The sequence below is a fragment of the Spirulina sp. CCY15215 genome (genome assembly GCF_016888125.1).
Taxonomy (GTDB): Bacteria; Cyanobacteriota; Cyanobacteriia; order Cyanobacteriales; family Spirulinaceae; genus CCY15215.
Genome location: NZ_JACSWA010000579.1, coordinates 1 through 19,448, shown reverse-complemented (window position 1 = coordinate 19,448; position 19,448 = coordinate 1). Strand labels below are relative to the sequence as shown.

At 42.0% G+C, this 19,448-nt stretch carries 21 protein-coding genes; 9 read left to right on the top strand and 12 right to left on the bottom strand.

Annotation, left to right across the window (positions count from 1 at the left end):
* Window positions 1-103: 103 nt before the first annotated feature.
* Window positions 104-1,486 carry a response regulator gene (locus tag JUI58_RS20490; protein ID WP_204105674.1) on the top strand — a complete coding sequence of 461 codons (1,383 nt, stop codon included), beginning with the start codon at window positions 104-106 and terminating at the stop codon, window positions 1,484-1,486.
* Window positions 1,487-1,662: 176 nt separating this feature from the next.
* Window positions 1,663-3,039, top strand: a complete 1,377-nt coding sequence (locus JUI58_RS20485) for a serine/threonine-protein kinase (protein ID WP_204105673.1) — start codon at window positions 1,663-1,665, stop codon at window positions 3,037-3,039.
* A gap of 85 nt (window positions 3,040-3,124) precedes the next feature.
* Here the strand turns inward: JUI58_RS20485 and JUI58_RS20480 are convergent, their stop codons facing one another.
* Window positions 3,125-3,727 (bottom strand): glutathione S-transferase family protein, encoded by a 603-nt coding sequence (locus tag JUI58_RS20480; RefSeq protein ID WP_204105672.1) that lies wholly within the window; start codon window positions 3,725-3,727, stop codon window positions 3,125-3,127.
* Between the two features lie 93 nt (window positions 3,728-3,820).
* Window positions 3,821-4,225, bottom strand: coding sequence for a hypothetical protein (locus JUI58_RS20475; protein ID WP_204105671.1), 405 nt, complete (start codon window positions 4,223-4,225; stop codon window positions 3,821-3,823).
* Between the two features lie 80 nt (window positions 4,226-4,305).
* On the opposite strand from JUI58_RS20475, the gene JUI58_RS20470 reads away from it, so the two are divergent.
* Window positions 4,306-4,818 (top strand): hypothetical protein, encoded by a 513-nt coding sequence (locus JUI58_RS20470; RefSeq protein ID WP_204105670.1) that lies wholly within the window; start codon window positions 4,306-4,308, stop codon window positions 4,816-4,818.
* 71 nt (window positions 4,819-4,889) lie between these two features.
* Here the strand turns inward: JUI58_RS20470 and JUI58_RS20465 are convergent, their stop codons facing one another.
* Window positions 4,890-5,462 carry a hypothetical protein gene (locus tag JUI58_RS20465; protein WP_204105669.1) on the bottom strand — a complete coding sequence of 191 codons (573 nt, stop codon included), beginning with the start codon at window positions 5,460-5,462 and terminating at the stop codon, window positions 4,890-4,892.
* 269 nt (window positions 5,463-5,731) lie between these two features.
* On the opposite strand from JUI58_RS20465, the gene JUI58_RS20460 reads away from it, so the two are divergent.
* Window positions 5,732-6,196, top strand: coding sequence for a hypothetical protein (locus tag JUI58_RS20460; RefSeq protein ID WP_204105668.1), 465 nt, complete (start codon window positions 5,732-5,734; stop codon window positions 6,194-6,196).
* Window positions 6,197-6,270: 74 nt separating this feature from the next.
* On the opposite strand, the gene JUI58_RS20455 is transcribed toward JUI58_RS20460, so the two are convergent.
* The 3 genes from JUI58_RS20455 to JUI58_RS20445 all read right to left on the bottom strand — a co-directional run bounded on the left by JUI58_RS20455 (window position 6,271) and on the right by JUI58_RS20445 (window position 8,717).
* Window positions 6,271-6,768, bottom strand: coding sequence for an HNH endonuclease (locus JUI58_RS20455; protein ID WP_204105667.1), 498 nt, complete (start codon window positions 6,766-6,768; stop codon window positions 6,271-6,273).
* 112 nt (window positions 6,769-6,880) lie between these two features.
* Window positions 6,881-7,456 carry a TIGR04376 family protein gene (locus JUI58_RS20450; RefSeq protein WP_204105687.1) on the bottom strand — a complete coding sequence of 192 codons (576 nt, stop codon included), beginning with the start codon at window positions 7,454-7,456 and terminating at the stop codon, window positions 6,881-6,883.
* A 19-nt stretch (window positions 7,457-7,475) separates the two neighbouring features.
* Window positions 7,476-8,717, bottom strand: coding sequence for a hypothetical protein (locus JUI58_RS20445; RefSeq protein ID WP_204105666.1), 1,242 nt, complete (start codon window positions 8,715-8,717; stop codon window positions 7,476-7,478).
* Window positions 8,718-8,884: 167 nt separating this feature from the next.
* Here JUI58_RS20445 and mutL point away from each other — a divergent pair, with 167 nt between their 5' ends.
* Window positions 8,885-10,570, top strand: coding sequence for a DNA mismatch repair endonuclease MutL (gene mutL, locus JUI58_RS20440; RefSeq protein ID WP_204105665.1), 1,686 nt, complete (start codon window positions 8,885-8,887; stop codon window positions 10,568-10,570).
* Window positions 10,571-10,721: 151 nt separating this feature from the next.
* On the opposite strand, the gene trxA is transcribed toward mutL, so the two are convergent.
* Both trxA and JUI58_RS20430 read right to left on the bottom strand, forming a co-directional pair.
* Window positions 10,722-11,087 (bottom strand): thioredoxin, encoded by a 366-nt coding sequence (gene trxA, locus JUI58_RS20435; RefSeq protein ID WP_348539940.1) that lies wholly within the window; start codon window positions 11,085-11,087, stop codon window positions 10,722-10,724.
* Between the two features lie 79 nt (window positions 11,088-11,166).
* On the bottom strand, window positions 11,167-11,886 hold the full coding sequence (locus JUI58_RS20430) for a DUF726 domain-containing protein (protein WP_204105663.1): 720 nt from the start codon (window positions 11,884-11,886) through the stop codon (window positions 11,167-11,169).
* Window positions 11,887-11,924: 38 nt separating this feature from the next.
* Between JUI58_RS20430 and JUI58_RS20425 the strand changes: the two genes are divergently transcribed.
* Together JUI58_RS20425 and JUI58_RS20420 are read left to right on the top strand one after the other, a co-directional pair.
* Entirely contained in the window at window positions 11,925-12,698 is a 774-nt protein-coding gene (locus JUI58_RS20425; RefSeq protein ID WP_204105662.1) for an ABC transporter permease, read from the top strand.
* Window positions 12,699-12,722: 24 nt separating this feature from the next.
* The gene (locus JUI58_RS20420; protein ID WP_204105661.1) at window positions 12,723-13,670 is read left to right on the top strand and encodes a thermonuclease family protein; all 948 of its coding nucleotides are present in this window, start codon (window positions 12,723-12,725) and stop codon (window positions 13,668-13,670) included.
* On the opposite strand, the gene JUI58_RS20415 is transcribed toward JUI58_RS20420, so the two are convergent.
* The 4 genes from JUI58_RS20415 to queC form a co-directional block, all read right to left on the bottom strand.
* Window positions 13,657-14,253, bottom strand: a complete 597-nt coding sequence (locus tag JUI58_RS20415; RefSeq protein ID WP_204105660.1) for a phycobiliprotein lyase — start codon at window positions 14,251-14,253, stop codon at window positions 13,657-13,659. The two genes, JUI58_RS20420 and JUI58_RS20415, sit on opposite strands and share 14 nt — an antisense overlap.
* 55 nt (window positions 14,254-14,308) lie before the next feature.
* Window positions 14,309-14,863: a phycobiliprotein lyase gene (locus JUI58_RS20410; protein WP_204105659.1), complete on the bottom strand. Its 555-nt coding sequence runs from the start codon at window positions 14,861-14,863 to the stop codon at window positions 14,309-14,311.
* Window positions 14,864-14,941: 78 nt separating this feature from the next.
* The gene (locus JUI58_RS20405; RefSeq protein WP_204105658.1) at window positions 14,942-15,523 is read right to left on the bottom strand and encodes a Uma2 family endonuclease; all 582 of its coding nucleotides are present in this window, start codon (window positions 15,521-15,523) and stop codon (window positions 14,942-14,944) included.
* Between the two features lie 30 nt (window positions 15,524-15,553).
* Window positions 15,554-16,243: a 7-cyano-7-deazaguanine synthase QueC gene (queC, locus tag JUI58_RS20400; RefSeq protein WP_348539938.1), complete on the bottom strand. Its 690-nt coding sequence runs from the start codon at window positions 16,241-16,243 to the stop codon at window positions 15,554-15,556.
* A 166-nt stretch (window positions 16,244-16,409) separates the two neighbouring features.
* On the opposite strand from queC, the gene rarD reads away from it, so the two are divergent.
* Complete coding sequence (gene rarD / locus JUI58_RS20395; RefSeq protein ID WP_204105656.1) at window positions 16,410-17,309, top strand: EamA family transporter RarD; 900 nt, start codon at window positions 16,410-16,412, stop codon at window positions 17,307-17,309.
* Between the two features lie 92 nt (window positions 17,310-17,401).
* The gene (locus tag JUI58_RS20390) at window positions 17,402-19,354 is read left to right on the top strand and encodes an HlyD family efflux transporter periplasmic adaptor subunit (protein ID WP_204105655.1); all 1,953 of its coding nucleotides are present in this window, start codon (window positions 17,402-17,404) and stop codon (window positions 19,352-19,354) included.
* The last annotated feature ends 94 nt before the right edge of the window (window positions 19,355-19,448 follow it).

The following is a 19,448-nucleotide window of genomic DNA, read 5'->3' as shown; positions in this document are numbered from 1 at the left end:
TTTCTTTACGTTAAATTGAGTGGAATTATGAAGATTTAGCGCACTTTTGCATTAAAATTTAATTAAATTAAGAAAAAATTATTAAATAACTTGGGGGTGCCTGATGCAAGGTACTACGATAGCCAAAAAACGGCGAAATCAAAATCGCCTCAGAAACGCAGAAATTTCACAATCCACTATTTCTCATACTCAAACTCATCAACCGGATTTTAACGAGGCAAATTTGGACGAGACAGGTTTGCATGAGATAAAAGTCGAGGAACAAGAAGAAAATAGCTTTAAATCCCAACTAGAACGCCTACAAAAACAGCATTTTACTGGGCGATTAGATATTGATGTCCAAGGGAAAAAATGGAATTTCTATCTATCTTTAGGTCGTTTTGCTTGGGCAGGGGGAGGATTACACGAACAGCGACGCTGGCGGCGACAGTTGATTCGCATAGGGATCAATCAAAGCATTCAAGCGCGGCATAACGATCGCAACGAGTGTTGGGATTATGGATTATTAACCCTCTTATCTCAAAGAAAACTGATTAATAAAGACCAGCAAATTACGATTTTGCGAGGTACAGTAACAGAAATTTTGTTCGAGATCGTTCAAGCAATTGAATTAGCCACCTTAAGCCAAAATGCGGCGCATAACAATCCCAAAAATATTAAAGAAGCACACTTTCAAAACAGCGATGGCGTTTTTACTCTAACCCCACGTTTGGGAGTGCGTCCTTCCCACGGCGATACGGGAATTTTCCCCAGAGATTGGACATTAGAAGTCGAACTGGCTTTGACGATGGCGGAAAGGGCTTGGGAAAGTTGGGCTAAATCTGGTTTAGCTTTATGTTCCCCCAATTTAGCCCCCGTTCTCAAAAATAGAGAAAAATTAAAAGAACAAGTTTCCCCGAAAATTTATCAGCATCTTACGAATTTGATTAACGGGAAGCGAACCTTGCGAGATTTAGCAGTCTTGATGAAACAAGATGTTTTAGGTGTAACGCGATCGCTACTCCCCTATATTCGCAATCAAATCATCGGCTTAGTTGAAATCGAAGATTTTCCCCCTTCTCAGATGGTTTCTCAAGGGCAAGAAAAGAACCCAGAAACCCCCAAAACAGAAAAAGGCGATCGCGGTGTGGTTTTATGTATTGACGATAGCCCCCAAGTTTGTCGTTTGATGGAAGCCTTGTTAGTCAATGCCGGTTATCGTGTCGTCACAGTACAAGAAGCCATTAAAGCCTTACCCACCTTACTCGAATGTAAACCCGATGCGATTTTTCTCGATCTGATCATGCCCATCGCCAATGGTTATGAAATTTGTACGCAAATTCGCCGTATCGATCACTTTAAAGAGACTCCGATTATCATCTTGACTGGAAATGACGGTTTTGTAGACCGAATGCGAGCAAAAATGGTGGGGGCGACGGATTTTCTCACCAAACCGATCAAGGGCGATCGCGTTTTGGCTGCGGTCGGGAAATATGTGAAAGTATAACAATATGTAAGGCGATCGCAATTAGTCGCTGTTCCCTCTTCCCTAAATTCTGCCTTAACCTGCTTTGAACTGTATTGAATTCAATCGTAAACATTTACCATAATACAAGTATTGATTCAGTTAGCTTGTATTTTTGCAAGACAAGCATATTTTCCGCATTCGGTAAGGAGAAGAATATGGATGCGTTACACTCTCAAGGCGAAATTATTGCCGATCGCTATCAAATTGTCACCACCCTCGGACAAGGAGGAATGGGAACTACCTATGCAGCAGTCGATCTCGAAGACAACCATCAACGAGTCGCTATTAAAGCAGTATCAATGCGTCAAGCACAAGACTGGAAAATCGTAGAATTGTTTGAACGAGAAGCAAAAGTTCTCGCAACTATCAAACATCCAGCAATTCCTAACTACTTAAATTCCTTCCATTGCGACACGGAAAGCGATCGCTATTTTTATCTTGTTCAAGAGTTAGTTGAAGGAGAATCTATTGCGGCTTTAGTGAATCGTGGCTGGAAGTTAAATGAAAAGCAAGTTAAATATATTGCTACGCAAATTCTTAATATTCTCAAATATTTGCATTCTCTACATCCTCCTGTCATTCACAGAGATATTAAACCGCAGAATATCATTGTCCGTCCCGATGGAAAAGTTTATTTGGTAGACTTTGGTGCAGTACAAGAAATCTATCGCAATACTTTGAGTTTTGGGGGAACATTTGTAGGTACAATGGGGTATATGTCCCCAGAACAATTTCGCGGTAAAGTTATTCCTGCTTCAGATTTGTATAGTTTGGGATGTACATTACTCTTTTTACTCACCCATCGATCGCCAACAGATTTACCTCAAAAACGGATGCGCTTTGATTTTCGCGATCGCCTTTCTCTCTCTCCAGAATTTACAAATTGGTTAGAAAAAATGGTAGAACCAGCGAGTGAAGATCGCTTTTTATCCGCAGGAGAAGCCTTGCAAGCACTGCAACAAAAATATACTCTTATTGTTGCTAAAAAAGCACAACTCCGAACGAGTTATCAATTTCGGAGAATTCGCAAACCTCTAAACACGAAAGTCAGTATTAAAAGAAGCGATCGCCATCTTTCGGTTACAATTCCTCCTATCATTGAATTACCCGAACTTGACTTTTTTAAACTTGATCAGATGTCATTATTAACAAAAATAGTTCTCGGTGCGATCGGGATATTTTTAGGGCGAATCCTGTTCTTAAGTTTTGCCTTAATTCTCTTTATTGCTATTCCTTTTGCTCTAGTTCTATTTTATCTTTTATGCAAAATTGAATTAAAAGTTGATCCAGGTTCATTTTCAATTACTCAATCAACTGTTAATTATCAATCCAAGATAATCGGAAAAACTAGAGAAATCACCTTTGTTGAACTAGGAGAGTCAAGGTCTAAAAATGGGACGAATTTCTGCTGTGTCATTTGGGAAGGTAATAAGAAACACAGAATTGGAGAAATGTTGAGTAGATCGGAAAATGTTTGGATTGTTGAAGAAATTTCCGATTTTCTCGAAGGACTACAAATGCAAATTTTGTAGCACGAAATTAACAAAGAAGAAAGCGCTTGTATCAAGATTGAGTTATCTAAATTTACATTAAGAATCATCAATTTGCAAAATCAAACTATTCTTTAATGCTAATATATTTAGGCTGGGCTTTAATTCGTTCGATCCATGTTAGAATACTGGAGAATTCAGACAGATCGAATCCCCCTTCATCTGCAACGTGAGTATAAGCAAATAAAGCAATGTCAGCGATACTATAATTGTTTCCTACAAAAAAGTCGCGATCGCCTAAATGTTTCTCCATCACTCGCAAAGCTGCATAACCTGGTTCCCGTTTTTGTTCGAGTTGTGCGCGATATTCTTCCGGTTTCCCTAAAAGCGATATCCAGTAGCGAGAGGTGGCGATATAAGGTTCGTGACTATACTGTTCAAAAAATAACCATTGCATAACTTGCGCCCTTTCAAAACGGTCTTGTGGAAAGAAATTTGTGCCGTCACTAAGATAGTATAAAACAGCATTTGACTCGGGCAAAAACTGTCTATTTTCTGTTTCTAATACCGGAACTCTACCATTGAGATTCTTTTCTAAAAAGGCTGAAGTTCGGCTTTCCTTTTGGAAAATATCAATTTCAATTTTTTCAAACGGAATGTCTAGCTGTGTTAAAAGCAACCGGATTTTGTAACAATTTCCTGACGGTTGAGATTGATAGAGCTTAAACATTGTTTTCCTAAAAAATTCTTTAAAAATTCTTTGTTATTAAGTGGTAGAGATGCACTGGTTAATTAGGCGATCGCAACTTGAAATTTCTTCATTTTATGAACCGAGTATCCCGCCAATTATGATAAGAACAGTCCCAAGAGCAATAAAAAAGAAGGCAATCAAGAACAACCAATATTGTAAACTATAGAGTTTTCTGAGTTCTCCCAATGCGCCCATTAAGTTTTCAATATCTTGACCTTCTGTTTTGACAACTAAACTAAAAGAACTCGCTGCTTTCTGAGTCCAGATACCGATAACAATTTGCACAATTCCCACAATAATATCAACAAAACCCTCGAAATTCCCCTTAAATAAACTGATGATAGCTGGTATCCCTTCAAGAATACCTAAACCAATTAAGACATAAGCAACAAAACGCATTTTGTTAGCGAGATTGTGAATTAAGGAATTTTGTGAGGCATCAAATTCATATTCTCGATTTTCAATTGGCAATTCCATGACTTAATGTTCCTAAAAAAACTAATGGTGTATTCTATCCTTAATTTGTAAAATGGAAAAAGCTAAATCAGGAAAACTTAATGAAACTTAGAAAAGTAGGAGAACAAGCGATCGCAACGATCGCCTTGACGATTTTATCTTTACTGGGACTGAAAACAGCGATCGCCGCGACCCACTCAGAATCCATCGATCGCGGCGATCTGCGTCTGAGTCAGCAAAATTGTCCCGATCCCGAATATTATGCCAGAGTCATCACCGAAACCGATCCCTTGAGCGTGCGATCGACCCCCAACGGTTCAACAATTGGAGCAATTCCCAAAGGATGGGCGATCGTCACTAACGGAAAAGATTCAACCGGAGAATGGACTCACGTTACCAGTCACTTTGGTGATATTGGCTCCTATGGATTTGCAGATGCGCCTAATTTCCGTCAGGGATGGGTTTCCACTCGTTTTCTCAGACCCTTGGGACGCTATTGCTATAAACCCACCGCACTTTTAAAAATCCCCAGTCTTTTATTTGGCGGTTCTTCCGTCGTTGTTCATGAAGATTGGAATCAACGGGGCGATCGCTTAAGTCGTCAAATAAAATAATCATCTGAATGAGAAAAGGGATGCGATCGCATCCCTTCAACTTCTTACTTTTACTCTCTAAATAGAGAAATCTACCACAAACCTGGAACTGGAGCAAGAATGGGAGCCTGGGGAGCCGGGGCGATGGCGGGAAGACTGGCGGGACGAGAAGCCAGTTCATCGAGTTCAGCCCATAGCGCCGCAATGCGTGCATTCAAAGGAATTTCCGGTTCGGGGTCTGCGTAAATGACACCGTAGTGAACAAAATTGTCGCAAGCAGGGTTAACATTGTTAACGCAAACAAATCCTTGGCGGGTTTCTTCCGTCACTTCATAGTTAGGAATGGGGACTTGATGAGCATCAAGATCGAATGCTTCGAGAACGTCTCCCGTACATTCTTCATTGTTGTTATTCACGCAGATAAAACCCTTGCGAACGAGATCCCATGCTTCCAAGCTATAAAACTGATTCATGCTGGTTAAGGGATCGAACTCGTCACCAGTCAAAGAATAGTCCCCGAGAGTTGCAAGATCATTATCGGCGACGAGAAAAGAATCTGGTGTAGTAGCCGAGGTTTCTTGCAAATTAATTTCGGCGATCGCTGCGGGTGTGGAAAAAGCTAGACCCATTGCGGCGACACCGGCCAAACCAATCGCTCTTTTCATGGAGTTGTGAAACTGTACGCGCATCTTAATCCTTCCGTGAGTTTTTAGTCCGAGAAAACAGGAGGTTTCATCCTGTCACAGACATTAGTATAGGGCAAATTTTTTGCAACGTAACCCAACTGAGGGGAAAACCATTTACTTTCCCTGATTTTTGCTTTATTCTTCCGAGGAGAGTGATTGAGATGCCTTGCCTAGGTTTGGGTATTGCCGAAACTGCGATCGCGGAATTTCGCTAGAATTTCCTTGGGTCTTAAACTTAATTGTCAGTTATGAAAAAATGCGATCGTCCTCATACTCTTCTTTTTCGTCTTCTCGTCGTTTTGATTTTAATGGCTTTACCCCTGCAAGGAGGTTGCACCTCCCAAATGGACAATACTAGAACAGGAAATCCTGCTTCTGTCCAATCTTCCCCACAAGATACGGAGAATTCTACCCTGCGGCAAATTCCAGCAATTGTTGAAACCGTTGAAGTTGACGTTCTCGAATCTGAACCTTTGCAACTGAGTCTTAAGGTAACAGGAAATTTTCAAGATGGCTGCAAAACACCTTTGAAAAAGGAACAAAAACAAGACGGGATGCAAATTAATGTCACCCTTTATCGAGAACTTCCCACGGATACGATCTGTCCGACGGTTATCACTCCTTTTCAAGAAACGATACCCTTAGAAGGGGGTTTTTCCCGTGGAACTTATACTCTTGATGTCAATGGTGTCATTGTTGAGCAAACAATATAGCAAACAAATATAAACTACACAAATTTGGCGATCGCGATCGCCAATCTTATTAATAATTGTTAATTAATACTTGACTAAATCCCAATCGTATACTTCTGCCATTCCTGATGATGACCGCTACGAATAGAGCGAGCAATCTCAAAATAAAGGCTACTATAAGGACGACGAGGTTTAGAAAGCAGAGGCATACTTGCTTCATCCGGGGTGCGACTCCCTTTCTTGACATTACAACGAACGCAAGCCGCGACTAGATTTTCCCAACTGTCCCCACCCCCGCGAGAGCGAGGATTAACATGATCAAGGGTTAAATTATCCCCTTTGTAATAACAATATTGACAAGTGTGGTTATCGCGTTCTAAGATATTCCTCCTGGTTAAAGGAATTTCCTTGTAGGGAACTCGAACGTAATAACGGAGGCGAATAACCGTGGGAATGGGAAATCTGGTCCGCAATTCCGCTTTTTGGTATTCCAGTTGCTCGGCTTTTCCTTTGAGCAACAAAACAACCGCTCGTCGCCAAGTGGTGATATTGAGCGGTTCATAGGAGGCGTTTAACACCAGAACCTTGCCCATTTTTCCTCAAAAAAATTTTGTGCAAATATATCACAGATAGTAGCACAAGCTCGCAAAAAAAAATGTTTGCGGGTCAAATTGTGGTATTTAATATTATTCTCTCGTCACACAGTTATTTCCCGATATCTCGCTTCATTTGCTCGATTTCCTCATCCATTTCCCATTGACGGAAGCGATCATCGAGGGGATCGTGTCCCGTGTTAATACTACGATATGCCCCGGCTCCTTCCCAACCGGAAGTCGAACTCGATGGTGGCGTTTGAGCCTGCGATCGCGCTGCTTCGGCAGCTTTTGCTTGCACTTCTTTACGTTTTTGTTGAGTTTGTTGTAATAATTCTTTAGCTTTGATGAGATTTTGTTTGACCCCTTCCATTTGTCCCCATTTTTGATTACCTTGACGCAGAAGAGCGGCTTCTCGTTCTTTGGCGGATTGAGCTAAGTCCTCTCTAGCCGAGCTTTCCGCCTTACTGACGCGCTTGTGCCAGAGTTCGATATCCTTGGCGATCGCCAAAATTTCGTCCTGAATTTGCTGTTCTTGACGTTGCAAATTTAAGATTAAGCGGCGAGTATCTTCTTCTTGTTCCCTCACTTGTTCTTCGATCGCCTGTAGTTCCAAATGGGGATTATCCCGCAAAAACTCATCTAAGCGATTTTCGAGAAACTTACCAAATTCATCAAATAAACCCATTTCAGTTATTTTTCTATCGTTAAAAGGTTTGGCCAACATACACGGAACGAATTTCGCCATTGCGCCGAATCACTGCTGTTTGACCTTCGATCCGGACTAATGACCAGCCACTCGCACCGATCACTTCCCCGATCGCAATGCGTTTGGTTGAGTTCTCGATGCGAAAAAGAGCGCCAGAATTGTCTCCTGCATCGAGAACTCCCGCCAGTTCGATATTATTACTTTCTTCGACAGGAGGAGAAATTTTAAGGGTTTCTAAGGGTAATTCTAACTCATCAAAGTTAGGTAAATCATCGGCGCGATAAGCTCCTAATCTTGCTTGAGGGGGTTCCGGGAGAACTGTTTTGCTGGTATCAACAGGGGTTGGCGATACACGGGGTTTGGGTTGAGAGTTCCGAGGTGAAGGATTTGGGGTTGTGGAGGGTGTTGGGGTTGCTGAGGGTGTTGGGGTTGTTGAGGGTGTTGGGGTTGCTGAGGGTGTTGGTGAAGGTTGGGGAGGAACAACTGCCTCTGAGAGGTTATTACTGGTCGTAGAATTGGCATTGGGGGGATAGACGGGAATATAAACCCGTTCGATGACTTGAGGTGTAGAGGAGCCATTTGCGGAGGCTTGGGAACCGCGATCGCCTTCGGGGGAGGGGAGAGATGCAGTGTTTTGGGCTTGAGGGGTTTCTGGCTTACTGGCAATAACTTTCAGCGATCGCAGCATATACTCGATAAAGGGAGCATCTTTAGAGGAAGGAATAACAGGGTTTTTTGACTCGTTCCCTGGGGTTGGGAGGTTCGGTTCCACTAGAGGTACTTTCATCTCCAATCCTCCTCGAGTCAAGAACCAAATTCCAACACCGAGTAAAGATAAACAGGCGACACCAAATAAAATTTTATCGGTGTGTTGGGGGATCTGAAAGGAAGATTTGTTTTCTGTGGAGGAGGATTGGGCTTTTTTGGCTTTGTTTTTCTTGAAGGAGAAACGCGATCGCGGTTTTTTCTTTCTGTTTTCAGATTGAATCCTATTCTCTCCACTTTTTGCCTCCCCACTGGGGAGAGTAATCGAGGGAACCACAACGGATTGTAGAGTGACATACTCAGCTTTTGCGGTTTGGGTAGGGAGTTGGCCGTTCCCTTCTAAAAGCATATCGATGTCTGAGAAAAGATCGTCCATCAACACATCGGCCTGTTTTTCTAGCGATCGCGCTTCGAGTGCGACAGATTTTGTGTAAAGACCTGCATTTTGCGTGTCGGTATTATTCTCCTCGGACATGGTTGCTCCCTCAAGTTATTCGTGATTCCGATGTTTGCATGGGATACTACTCGCGTTTAACGAAATTTCTCCCAATGAAACGATAATATAGCATTTCCTCGAAGTTGAGTCAGGATTGTTGGTTTGCTCGAGCAAGGCGAAGATAAAAACTGTTAGTATTACAAGTTATGAACCTAACGATTCAATCTCTTCCCCCCGAAGTCATTAATATTATTGCCGCCGGAGAAGTGATTGATTCTCTAGCTTCTGTGGTGCGAGAATTGGTGGAAAACGCCATTGATGCGGGGGCGACACGCTTAACTCTTTCCCTCTGTCCCGATTTGTGGCGAGTACAAATCGCCGATAATGGTCGAGGTATGGACTTGACAAATTTAAGATTTTGTGCAATGCCTCACAGTACCAGTAAAATTTATACTTGCGAAGATTTGTGGAAGATTACCAGTTTGGGATTTCGCGGGGAAGCCTTACATAGTTTGGCGCAGTTGTCAGAGTTGGAAATATGCAGCCGATCGCCCTTAGAAGAAGCAGGATGGTGCATGAAATATGATCGCGACGGGAAACCCATTCAGGAAGAAATAACCGCGATCGCCCCCGGTACCATTGTCACCGTCGCCAACTTATTTGGTAATATTCCCGTGCGTCGTCAGGGTTTACCCACAAAATCCCAGCAATTGAAGGAAATTCAAACAATTATTCACCATTTAGCCTTATGTCATCCTCAGATTGCTTGGCAAGTTTGGCAAGAGGAACAACTCTGGTTTAAGATTTTTCCTAGCAAGACAGTAAAAGAGATTATTCCGCAATTTCTCAAGCGCATTCATACCAGCGATCTGCATTATTTGCGTGTTGATGTTAATCCCGAAAATGCCCCTTTATTCCCCGCTAAAATTGCCTTAGCGATCGGTTTACCCGATCGCTGTCATCGCCGTAGATTGGATTGGGTCAAAGTGGCCGTTAATGGTCGTTTTGTGCGATCGCCGCACCTCGAACAAACCATCATTTCTAGTTTTGCGAAAACTTTACCCCGCGATCGCTATCCCTTGTGTTTTCTGCATTTAAACCTCGATCCAGGTCAAATTGATTGGAATCGGCATCCCGCAAAAACCGAGATTTATCTCCATAATTTAGACTTTTGGCGAGCAGAAATTGGCAAGGCGATCGCCCAAAGTTTGCGAATGAGTTCCACGGATTTAAGTACAACTGCCAATAATCAACGTCTTGGCAAATTGCTCAAAGTTTCTGAAGAAAAAGCAGGCTATTATCCCGAGGGCAAAACTGAACCTCAAGCTAACATCAAAAATAAAATGGGTTTGATGGCATTACAAGCCGTCGCACAGGTCAGTAAAATGTATATTGTTGCCGAACATTCGGGGGGATTATGGTTAGTAGAACAGCATATCGCCCACGAAAGAATATTATACGAACAATTACAGGATGCTTGGCAACTTGTGCCGATTGAACCGCCGATGATTCTCAGCCAATTAACCCCTTCTCAAGTGGAACAATTGCAACACATTGGCTTAGAAATTGAAGATTTTGGGGAAGAAATGTGGGCAATTCGGACTATTCCCGAAATGTTAGCAACGAGAAGCGATCGCGTTGATGCAATTCTGGAATTAAGTTGGGGAGGAGACATCCGAGAAGCGCAAGTTGCAACCGCTTGTCGCAGTGCAATTCGTAATGGAAAATCTTTAACTGTACCGCAAATGCAAACTCTTCTCGATCAATGGAAAAATACCCGAAATCCTCGCACTTGTCCCCACGGTAGACCGATTTATTTATCCCTCGAAGAAACAGCTTTATCGCGCTTTTTTCGCCGTCATTGGGTCATTGGTAAAAGTCACGGCATTTAGCTCGAGACAAAAGGCGATCGCATGAGTTTAAATTAGGTTTAGCGCCGATGCGTCAGGAGCAAACACAAAACCAAAGAGAACCAGTGCGATCGCCAAGAATATTCGTTTCATTATACAATTCTCAAAGTTTTTGCCATGCTATCACTTCGGTTTAGTCTGCAAGATGCTTCTCTAACATTTCTTGATATTCTTCATAAGTTGCTTTACCAACAAAAGTTTCTACTAATTCTGCATCTTTGAAAAAGAGAACAGCAGGAATACTGCGAACATTGAATTTTTTAGGAATAGATTTATTGGTATCAATGTCAATCTTGACCACAGTAGCGCGATTTTCATACTCTTGAGCTAATTTATCGATCAAAGGGGCAATGACGCGACAAGGACCGCACCAAGGGGCAGTAAAATCAATGACAACTAGAGAATTATCGGCGATACAACTATCGAAATCGCTTTCTTGAATGTATGTTGCTTTTTCCATGACAGAGTTTTGATTTGTACGTGGATAAAAAAGATTGATTGAGTCTTAATATTTCTCTTTTGTCTTAGGATACACTATAAATTCGCTTCTGGGATTAAATTTACGCTTATTCTTTTATTTATTGCCAATATCCTTGTTTAACCAGTTCTTGAAACACTGAGAGATAATTGCTAGGAGAATATTTTGCCGTTTTCATCCAAGGAGTAGCATCAAAATTAATGATTTTTTCGTGTTTTTCTGAAATGGGTTTAATACCACAAGGACTTCGATCCCATTCGAGAATCTGACAAAAACGAGTCAAAACTAAATCTTCGCAATTGTAAATATTAATTAATTTTCCTTCAATTCTGGAAGCGGCTGAAGCCCAATTTCTGACGGCATCTCTGCGAATTGTTCCACCAAGGAGTAAAACATTATGAAGCTGAATTTGTGCTTCTGACCAGTCTCTCATGGTATAGTAAGCCACGCGAGCGCCAATAGAAAAACCCATTAGAGAAACAGATGTTAAAGCATTTTCAGAAATTATTTTAGGGAGGTAACTTTTTCCTACTCTTCTAATATAGTTTTTATGTTTATGCCAGTAGACGATCGCATCGGTTTCCAATTGTGTTAAATGCTCCAAAGAGGGGCTAAAATTCGAGCGATCCCACCAAAGTGCATAGATTGAACCTTGCCATCCCGCTTGGCGAATGACCTGCCACCACTGGCTATTGTTTGGGTTATTGTGTGGGTTATCGTGCGGGTTGTTAATGCCTTCCGAGAGGGAACCATCAATGAAAATCAATGCCTCGGGATTTCCTAAAGACGGCGCGATCGGGGTTAAGTAAGGTTTTTCCATACTTAAATTTTATCACAACTTGCTTATAATTTTTATCAATGAAATATTGGCTCGAAAGTCTAGCGGTTACTCGCCGAATTTTAACAGAATTATTGCGTCGTCGTCGCAGTTTGTGGTTTTGGCTATTATTTCCTGTTACTGTTCTTTTATTGAATGGTTATATTTTGGCAGAACGCGCCGAACTTCCGCTTTCTATGGCGTTAAAATTTGCGGCACCTTCTACCCTCATCGGTGCAGCTTTCTTTTTTAGTTGTGTTGGGGGAACGGTTGCAGTTATCGTGTCAGAACGGGAACAACAAACCCTGAAACGCTTATTTTTATCCCCCCTCAGTGGGACTTCTTATTTTTTAGGTATTTGTGGGGCCCAGGGGGCGATCGCCATCGGGCAAACTTTGGTTATTTATACTTTAGCTGTATTTTTGGGCGCATCTTGTGCGGGGTCTTTATTCTTGGCGATTTTAATTCTTTTTCTGAGTATTATTAGTTATGTGGGTGTGGGTTTTATCTTGGGAACGCAACTAGCACGAAGAACGGAAGATGTCAATACTTTAGTTGCTGCTTTTGGGGTGCCTTTATTGTTGGTAGGAGGGGCATTTTTTCCGACTTTGATTTTTCCAGAAAAACTCTTACAAATTGCCCAATTTAACCCTATTTTCCACATGAATGAGTCTTTGGTAAAGGTTTGGGCAGATGGGGCAAATTTAGCGGGAATTGGTTTACATTTTAGTTTACTCTGCGGTTTTGCGGCGATCGCGATCGCCTGCGGCTGGTTATCCTATCGACAGATGTTATTGAGAGAACGAAAATTGTAAGCATTCACTCGAAAAAAAGGAGTCATGGCCGTGGAACGAGGAACGACAGTTGAAGCAACAGTACATCGGGTTGTAGATGGGGATACTATTCGCGTTTTTCTGCCTGGTATCAAGAAAGATGAATCTCTTCGCATTCTGGCGATCGATACAGAGGAATCAAATGCAGGAAATAGTAAAGCCGTAACGCCTTGGGGAGATAAAGCCAAAGAACGAGCGGAAGAACTCTTTCAACCTAATGATATAATAACGCTAGAATTTCCGGGAAATGAAGATATTGAAACCTGTTTGCAGCGCTATCGCGGTAATTTTGGTCGCTTGTTGGTTTTTGTTCATAAAGGAGAAATTGATTTTCAAGAAACGATGATTGCGGAAGGATATAGTCCTTATTTTGTCAAATATGGGAATGCAATCTTTCTCGATAAACATCAACGATATACCCAAGCAGAACGCAAAGCACAAGAGAAAAATCTAGGAGTCTGGAATCAAATTACAGTGAATCAAACTGAAATTAATAATTATGCTGCTTTGGGGACATGGTGGCAACTTCGAGCCAGAATTATTGATGAATATCGCCGCATTAAACCCCAACACCAAAATTTATTTAACTCTCGTTTAGATTTCTCCAAATTGATTGAAAAAGCGAAAAGTCACACCGCAGAACAGGTAACTGTTTTTACAGAATTGCGATCGATTCGGCGCATTTCTCAACGTAGTGGTTTAATTAAAATTGGCTCTATTCAACAACCTTTTAGTTTATTTTTGCCCGATCTCGATTCTGAAACCGGACAAGAAACGATCGCCTTACTAAACTCCCGTTATATTAGTCGAGAAAATACTTATCCTCGTCGCAGTTATGCTTATGTTACAGGCACTTTAAGATTATTTAAAAATGCGCCGCAAATTTCCATTGTTTCCCCTGCACAAATTACCGATGAAATGCCCTCTGGAAATGGAACAATTACCAACCTGTAATAGCGGCGATCGCCTCTTTATTTTCCGTCAATTTCTCTGAGTTAGAGGGTTCCGTTACCCGCAGTTCTGTACAGAAAGTCGCCGTATTAAACCCCCCAAATCGCTGTACCGTACTCGTTCGCAAACGCAAATCGGGACTGGCAAACCAAAACCTTTCGGTAACACTCATGGTCTCATATTCAGTGATTAAAATCAAACCATCATCCTCATCCATCTCGTAATGACCTGCAACAGGAACGATTTCCGCATATCCTCTTTCCCGTAATAATTGTCCTTTGCGGGGATTTTCAGGGTCAGGAATAAGGGCGAAAACCGTATCTCCTTTATGATCTTCTCCTTCTTTATCCCATGCCATTGCCCCTTCCCAACTAACAAAAGCACCCCCGATCGCCAAACTCGGATCGAATTCGTGCATTTTACAAATTTCGACAATTCGGGGATGATCTTTTAAAAGAAAGTCTACACTAATATCCGAGCCACCAGTTTCGGCACGACGAAAGGGTAAATGATGGGTTGTCCGTTGCGATCGCCATTTTCCTGCACTCTGCTGAAAGAATTCTTCTGCATCTTTAATGCTGTTCATTTTGTTTGCTCCTAAAATAAAGAAAATTAACTTGAATCATGAATAATTGTTTATTCTACCGTTCTTTTTGTTCCACGCCAAAACCGACGAGAATCAGATTTTCTAACGGCTGATCTTCGGGAGGACGTTGATAGTTGTAAATGCGACGAATCCGCAAGTTAGGATTGATCAACGAGATAGAATCAACAGAAACAACGCGGGTATAACGAGTCGTCATCAATAACTCTTGGGTACTCCCATTAAAGCAAAAATGAGAAACAATGGGGCGAGATTCTTCGTAGGCTTTATCCCGAAGATAGTCTCCTTCAAGAATTAAGCCATTTTCTTTTTTCGGGACAAAGAGAAGATTAAGTTTTTGAGAGACTTCTTCCCCTTTCTCAGATACAGTATGGAAAGCGAGAGCAAATCCTGGTAATGTTTCAACTTGAGGAGGAGGGATGTATTGATTATCAGCAACAACTTTTAATTTTAAAGCAGATGTGAGAGCATTAATTTTAAATTCTGTGTGCGATCGCTCCACTTCTTGATGAGTAAGATAGTGATAAGTTCGTTCTGTTGTCCAGTTTCCGAGGCAATGCTCGAAAAATTTGTGAAATTTTGTTAAGTCCATTTCAAGATTTTCCTCTAATTTTCTCGCTTCATTTTAGGCTAAGAGATGCAAAATGGGGAAAATATAACTCAAATATCTTTAAAGTGCCTTGAGGTCAACCTCTTCGTACAAATCGCGAAAAGAAATTTCATAGGCAATTGTTCCTAGTTTTAACAGAGAATTTTCTCCATTATACTCTTGAAAGCTCCAACGGTTTTCTGATTCTTTAACCAATTGTTCGACGTGAAAACTATACTGGTCAATTAAAATATATTCTTGTAGTTCTGGTATTGAGCGATAATGGGTAAATTTTTCGCCTTTGTCATAATTTTGGGTTGACTTTGACAGAACTTCAACAATTAAACAAGGATTAACAATTGTCGTGCGGTTATTTCCTTCATAAATCGGTTTTCCCGCTACAATCATAACATCAGGGTAAGTATATTGAGTATAGTCTGGAATCCATAAACGCACGTCTCCAATAAAAGATTGATAACCTTTTCCTCGCATCCCAAATTTAAAGTATGCAGCAAAATTAAGAGCAATTTTGTTATGTTCTGTCGTTCCACCTGTCATGGAAATAATTTCTCCATTGCGATATTCATTTTTGTAAGCTGCTTTTTCTTCTAATTCTAGATACTCTGCTGGAGTGTAATAGCGTTTTTGAGTTTGAATTTGCATTGCTTTATTGCCTCCGTCCTTTACTTGATTTTAAGATAATTTTTGTCCGATCGCGGTGCTTAATTCTGGATATCCGGCTGTAATGAGGGCGCGATCGCGGATCCGACAAGAATCGCATAAACCGCAAGGTTCATCTTGTCCTTGATAACAAGACCAGGTTAAGGCGATCGGCACGTTTAATTGTACGGCACGTTTAACAATATCCACCTTAGAATCTTCCACAAGAGGGGCGATTAATTGCGCGGCTTTTCCTTCTAATCCAGCTTTGGAAGCAAGAGATGCTAAAGTTTGATAAGCCTGCAAATAATCGGGACGACAATCGGGATAGCCAGAGTAGTCGATCGCATTAATTCCCAAGTAAATTGCTTCTGCTTCTTTGGCTTCAGCTAAGGAAAGAGCAATGGCAATAAATACAGTGTTTCTACCGGGGACATAAGTAGAAGGAATAATATTAGTTTGTACGCCATCTTGGGGCAATTTTAAAGCCGTATCCGTGAGAGATGAACCTCCCCATTGCGCCAAGTTAACATCAATGGTAAAATGCTCTTTAATATTAAAATGGGCGGCGATATTTTTGGCAGCCTCGAGTTCTTTTTCGTGCCGTTGACCATAGCGGAAAGAAAGCGCAATGATTTGATAGCCTTCTGCAATTGCGATCGCGGTAGTTGTGGCAGAATCTAGTCCCCCAGATAACAAAACTATAGCTTTTTTCATGTTCATTTTTTATAGCCCAATTCAAAAATACCATTCCTAGGACAAAATCAAAATAACCCCCCGCGATCGCCCGACCCGTAGGGGTTTGGTCTCCAAACCCTCTCCTCCAAACCCTCCTCCAAACCCCCTCCTCCAAACCCCCTCCTCCAAACCCCTTAAGTAATAGTTCTGCATGGAAGATAAATCTCACGATAATTCCGGTATTCTCTACGCATTTTTAGCTTATGGAGCTTGGGGACTGCTGCCAATTTATCTAAAATTTTTCGGTTCGGTGTCTGCGGTTGAAGTGCTTTGCCATCGTATTCTTTGGTCAGCCATTCTTCTCGTTATTATCCTCACCTTACAAAAAAGACTCAAAGAAATACAAAAATTGTGGCGATCGCCGCGCCTGTTGCTGACTTTACTCTTAACGGCGGTGTTACTCACTTGTAATTGGGGCATTTATATTTATGGAGTCAATAGCGATCGCGTCGTGGAATGCAGCCTCGGTTACTTCATCAATCCCTTATTTAGCGTCCTTTTAGGATTCTTTTTTTTGCAAGAACGGCTGAACTATTGGCAAGTCCTGTCCGTGATTTTAGCCGCACTGGGAGTCGGGAATTTTATCTGGGATTTTGGGCAAGTCCCTTGGATCGCCTTTGCCTTAGCTTTTTCCTTCGGATTATATGGCTTATTGCGAAAAGTGACCGCCGTGCAACCCATGTCCGGTTTAGCGATGGAAACCCTGCTTATTTCCCCGATCGCCCTGGCTTGGGTAGGACATGGGGCGATCGCGCGATCGGGAAATTTTGGCCAGAGTTGGCTGTTAAGTTTTTTGTTCATCGGCTGCGGAGTCATCACCTCCCTGCCCTTACTGTGGTTTAATAATGCCGCCCGACGCTTGCAACTTTCAACATTAGGACTCATGCAGTATATTTCCCCCAGTTTGCAATTGCTTTTAGGGGTTTTTCTGTACCATGAACCCTTTACCCGCACCCATCTCATTTCTTTTAGTTTAATTTGGACAGCGCTGGCAATTTATTCAGGCAATTCATTATTAAACACTCGACGTAAACCCCTTAAATCGGACTAATAGTCATCGAATGAGACTTAATTTGCAATATTTCCGAGCGAATGCGGTATAAAATGAGAAAGCCTCTTGACCTCTAGCGATCGCATCGACCCATGAACGGCAACGGATTCAAACCCAAAAGACGGCGCATTAACTTTGCGGACAAAAAGAGCGATTATCAGAAGCCCGTACAAGCGCCCAAAATCGACTCATTATCCGCCTCAGCCCTTGCAACTCAACAGGGTGGACAAAGCGGACAATTAGTTAAACCAGAACCATCACAACAAATTGCTTATCCAGTCTTCGAGCAACCCGTGATCTTGCGCCAGTCTCCGTTATGGTCTCGCCTCATTGTCTGGACAGTCTTAGGGGTTGTGGGGTTTGGCATAACTTGGGCATACTTAGCAGAGATCGAACAGGTTGTTCCCGCTCAAGGTCAACTCAAACCCCAAGCAGAGGTTAAGGAAGTACAGGCTCCCCTTGAAGGAGTCGTTGATGCAATTTTTGTCAAAGAAGGAGATTCAGTTCAACCTGGACAAGTTTTGATGGCCTTCGATTCTACCGCCGCCCTTACGGAATTGACCACCTCGCGATCGCTGAAAAAATCCCTTGTGGAAGAAAATAAACTCTATCGGAGTTTAATCGAAACCAAAGATGCCAACACGATCCGCAAAGCGATCGCCGACTTGAAACTTCCCTCCAGTATTCTCTTACTCACCCGCAACCGAGAAGAACTCATTGCCGAAAATCGTCTCTATCAAGCACAATTGGGAGGAAACGACACTAATTTAGCCGCGAGTCAAAAGGCGAGATTGCAAGTCGCCAAAGCTGAATCGCGATCGCGGGAAAGAGCAGCCGAATTCGGAGTTGTTCAAGTCGGCAGAGAACTGCAACAAAATCAAGTGAAAATCGCTGATGCGAAAGCAACACTCCAAGCAGATCGCCAAATGATCGGTCAAATGCAGCAGCGCATTCAAGAAATGCAGCAGCGTATTCAACAAATGCAGCAGCGCATTCGAGAAATGCAGCAGCGCGCTCAACAAATGCGACAGCGCGCTCAAAATGATATTCAAGGTAAAGTCGAAACCCTAGCCATTGAAGAAGGACTTCTCAAAGATATGGCTCCAATTGTCAAAGAAGGTGCAATGGCACGGTATCAATACGAACAACAGCGCCTCCGGGTGAGCGAAATCCGGTCGGAAATTCAACAAATACAAGATAATGCCCGTATTGAACAAGATAATGCCCTCATTGAACAAAGGAATGCCCGTATTGAACAAGATAATGCTCGTATTGAACAAAAGAATGCCCGCATTGAAATGCAAGAACAATCCAAGCAAATCAACACGGGGCAAGCTAATATCCTCCAACTTAACGAAGAACGGCAACGTTTAATGGCAAATATCGGCCAATCCCAACAAGAGTCTATCAATACATCTGCTGTGACAATTAAAGACGTGCAGGACTCGATGGCGCAAAATAACAAGCGCATCGCCGAAATTGACAGCCAACTCATTCAAGCGGTTCTGAATATTGTCGTCAGTAACGACAAACAAATTAAAGAACTCGACGGTAAGATCCTCCAAATCGAGAAAACGTTGCAAGATCAAGAAGTTACCGCCACCGTTGGCGGAAAAGTCTTCGATTTACAAGCATATCGGGGCTTTGTCGCCAATCCCAGCGAAACACTCCTCTCTATTGTTCCGGAAGATGATTTAGTGGCAGAAATCTTTATTACCAGCGAAGATATTGGTTTTGTGCGCGAAGGAATGAAAACTGATGTTCGTTTCACCTCTTTTCCTTTTAGTGAATTTGGCGATGTCAAAGGTGAAGTTATTTCCATTGGTTCCGACGCACTTCCTCCCGACGAGATTCATCAATACTTTCGCTTTCCGGCAAAAGTGAGCTTGAATACCCAATATCTCCTCGCTAACGATCGCCAAATCCCTTTACAATCTGGGATGGATGTGACCATTAACATCAAAGTGCGTGAAAATCGCAAGGTGATCAGTTTATTTACCGAACTGTTTACCAATAGCATTGAAAGTCTCAAGGAAGTGCGGTGATAGTTGATAGTTGATAGTTGATAGTTGATAGTTGATAGTTGATAGTTGATAGTTGATAGTTGATAGTTGATAGTTGATAGTTGATAGTTGATAG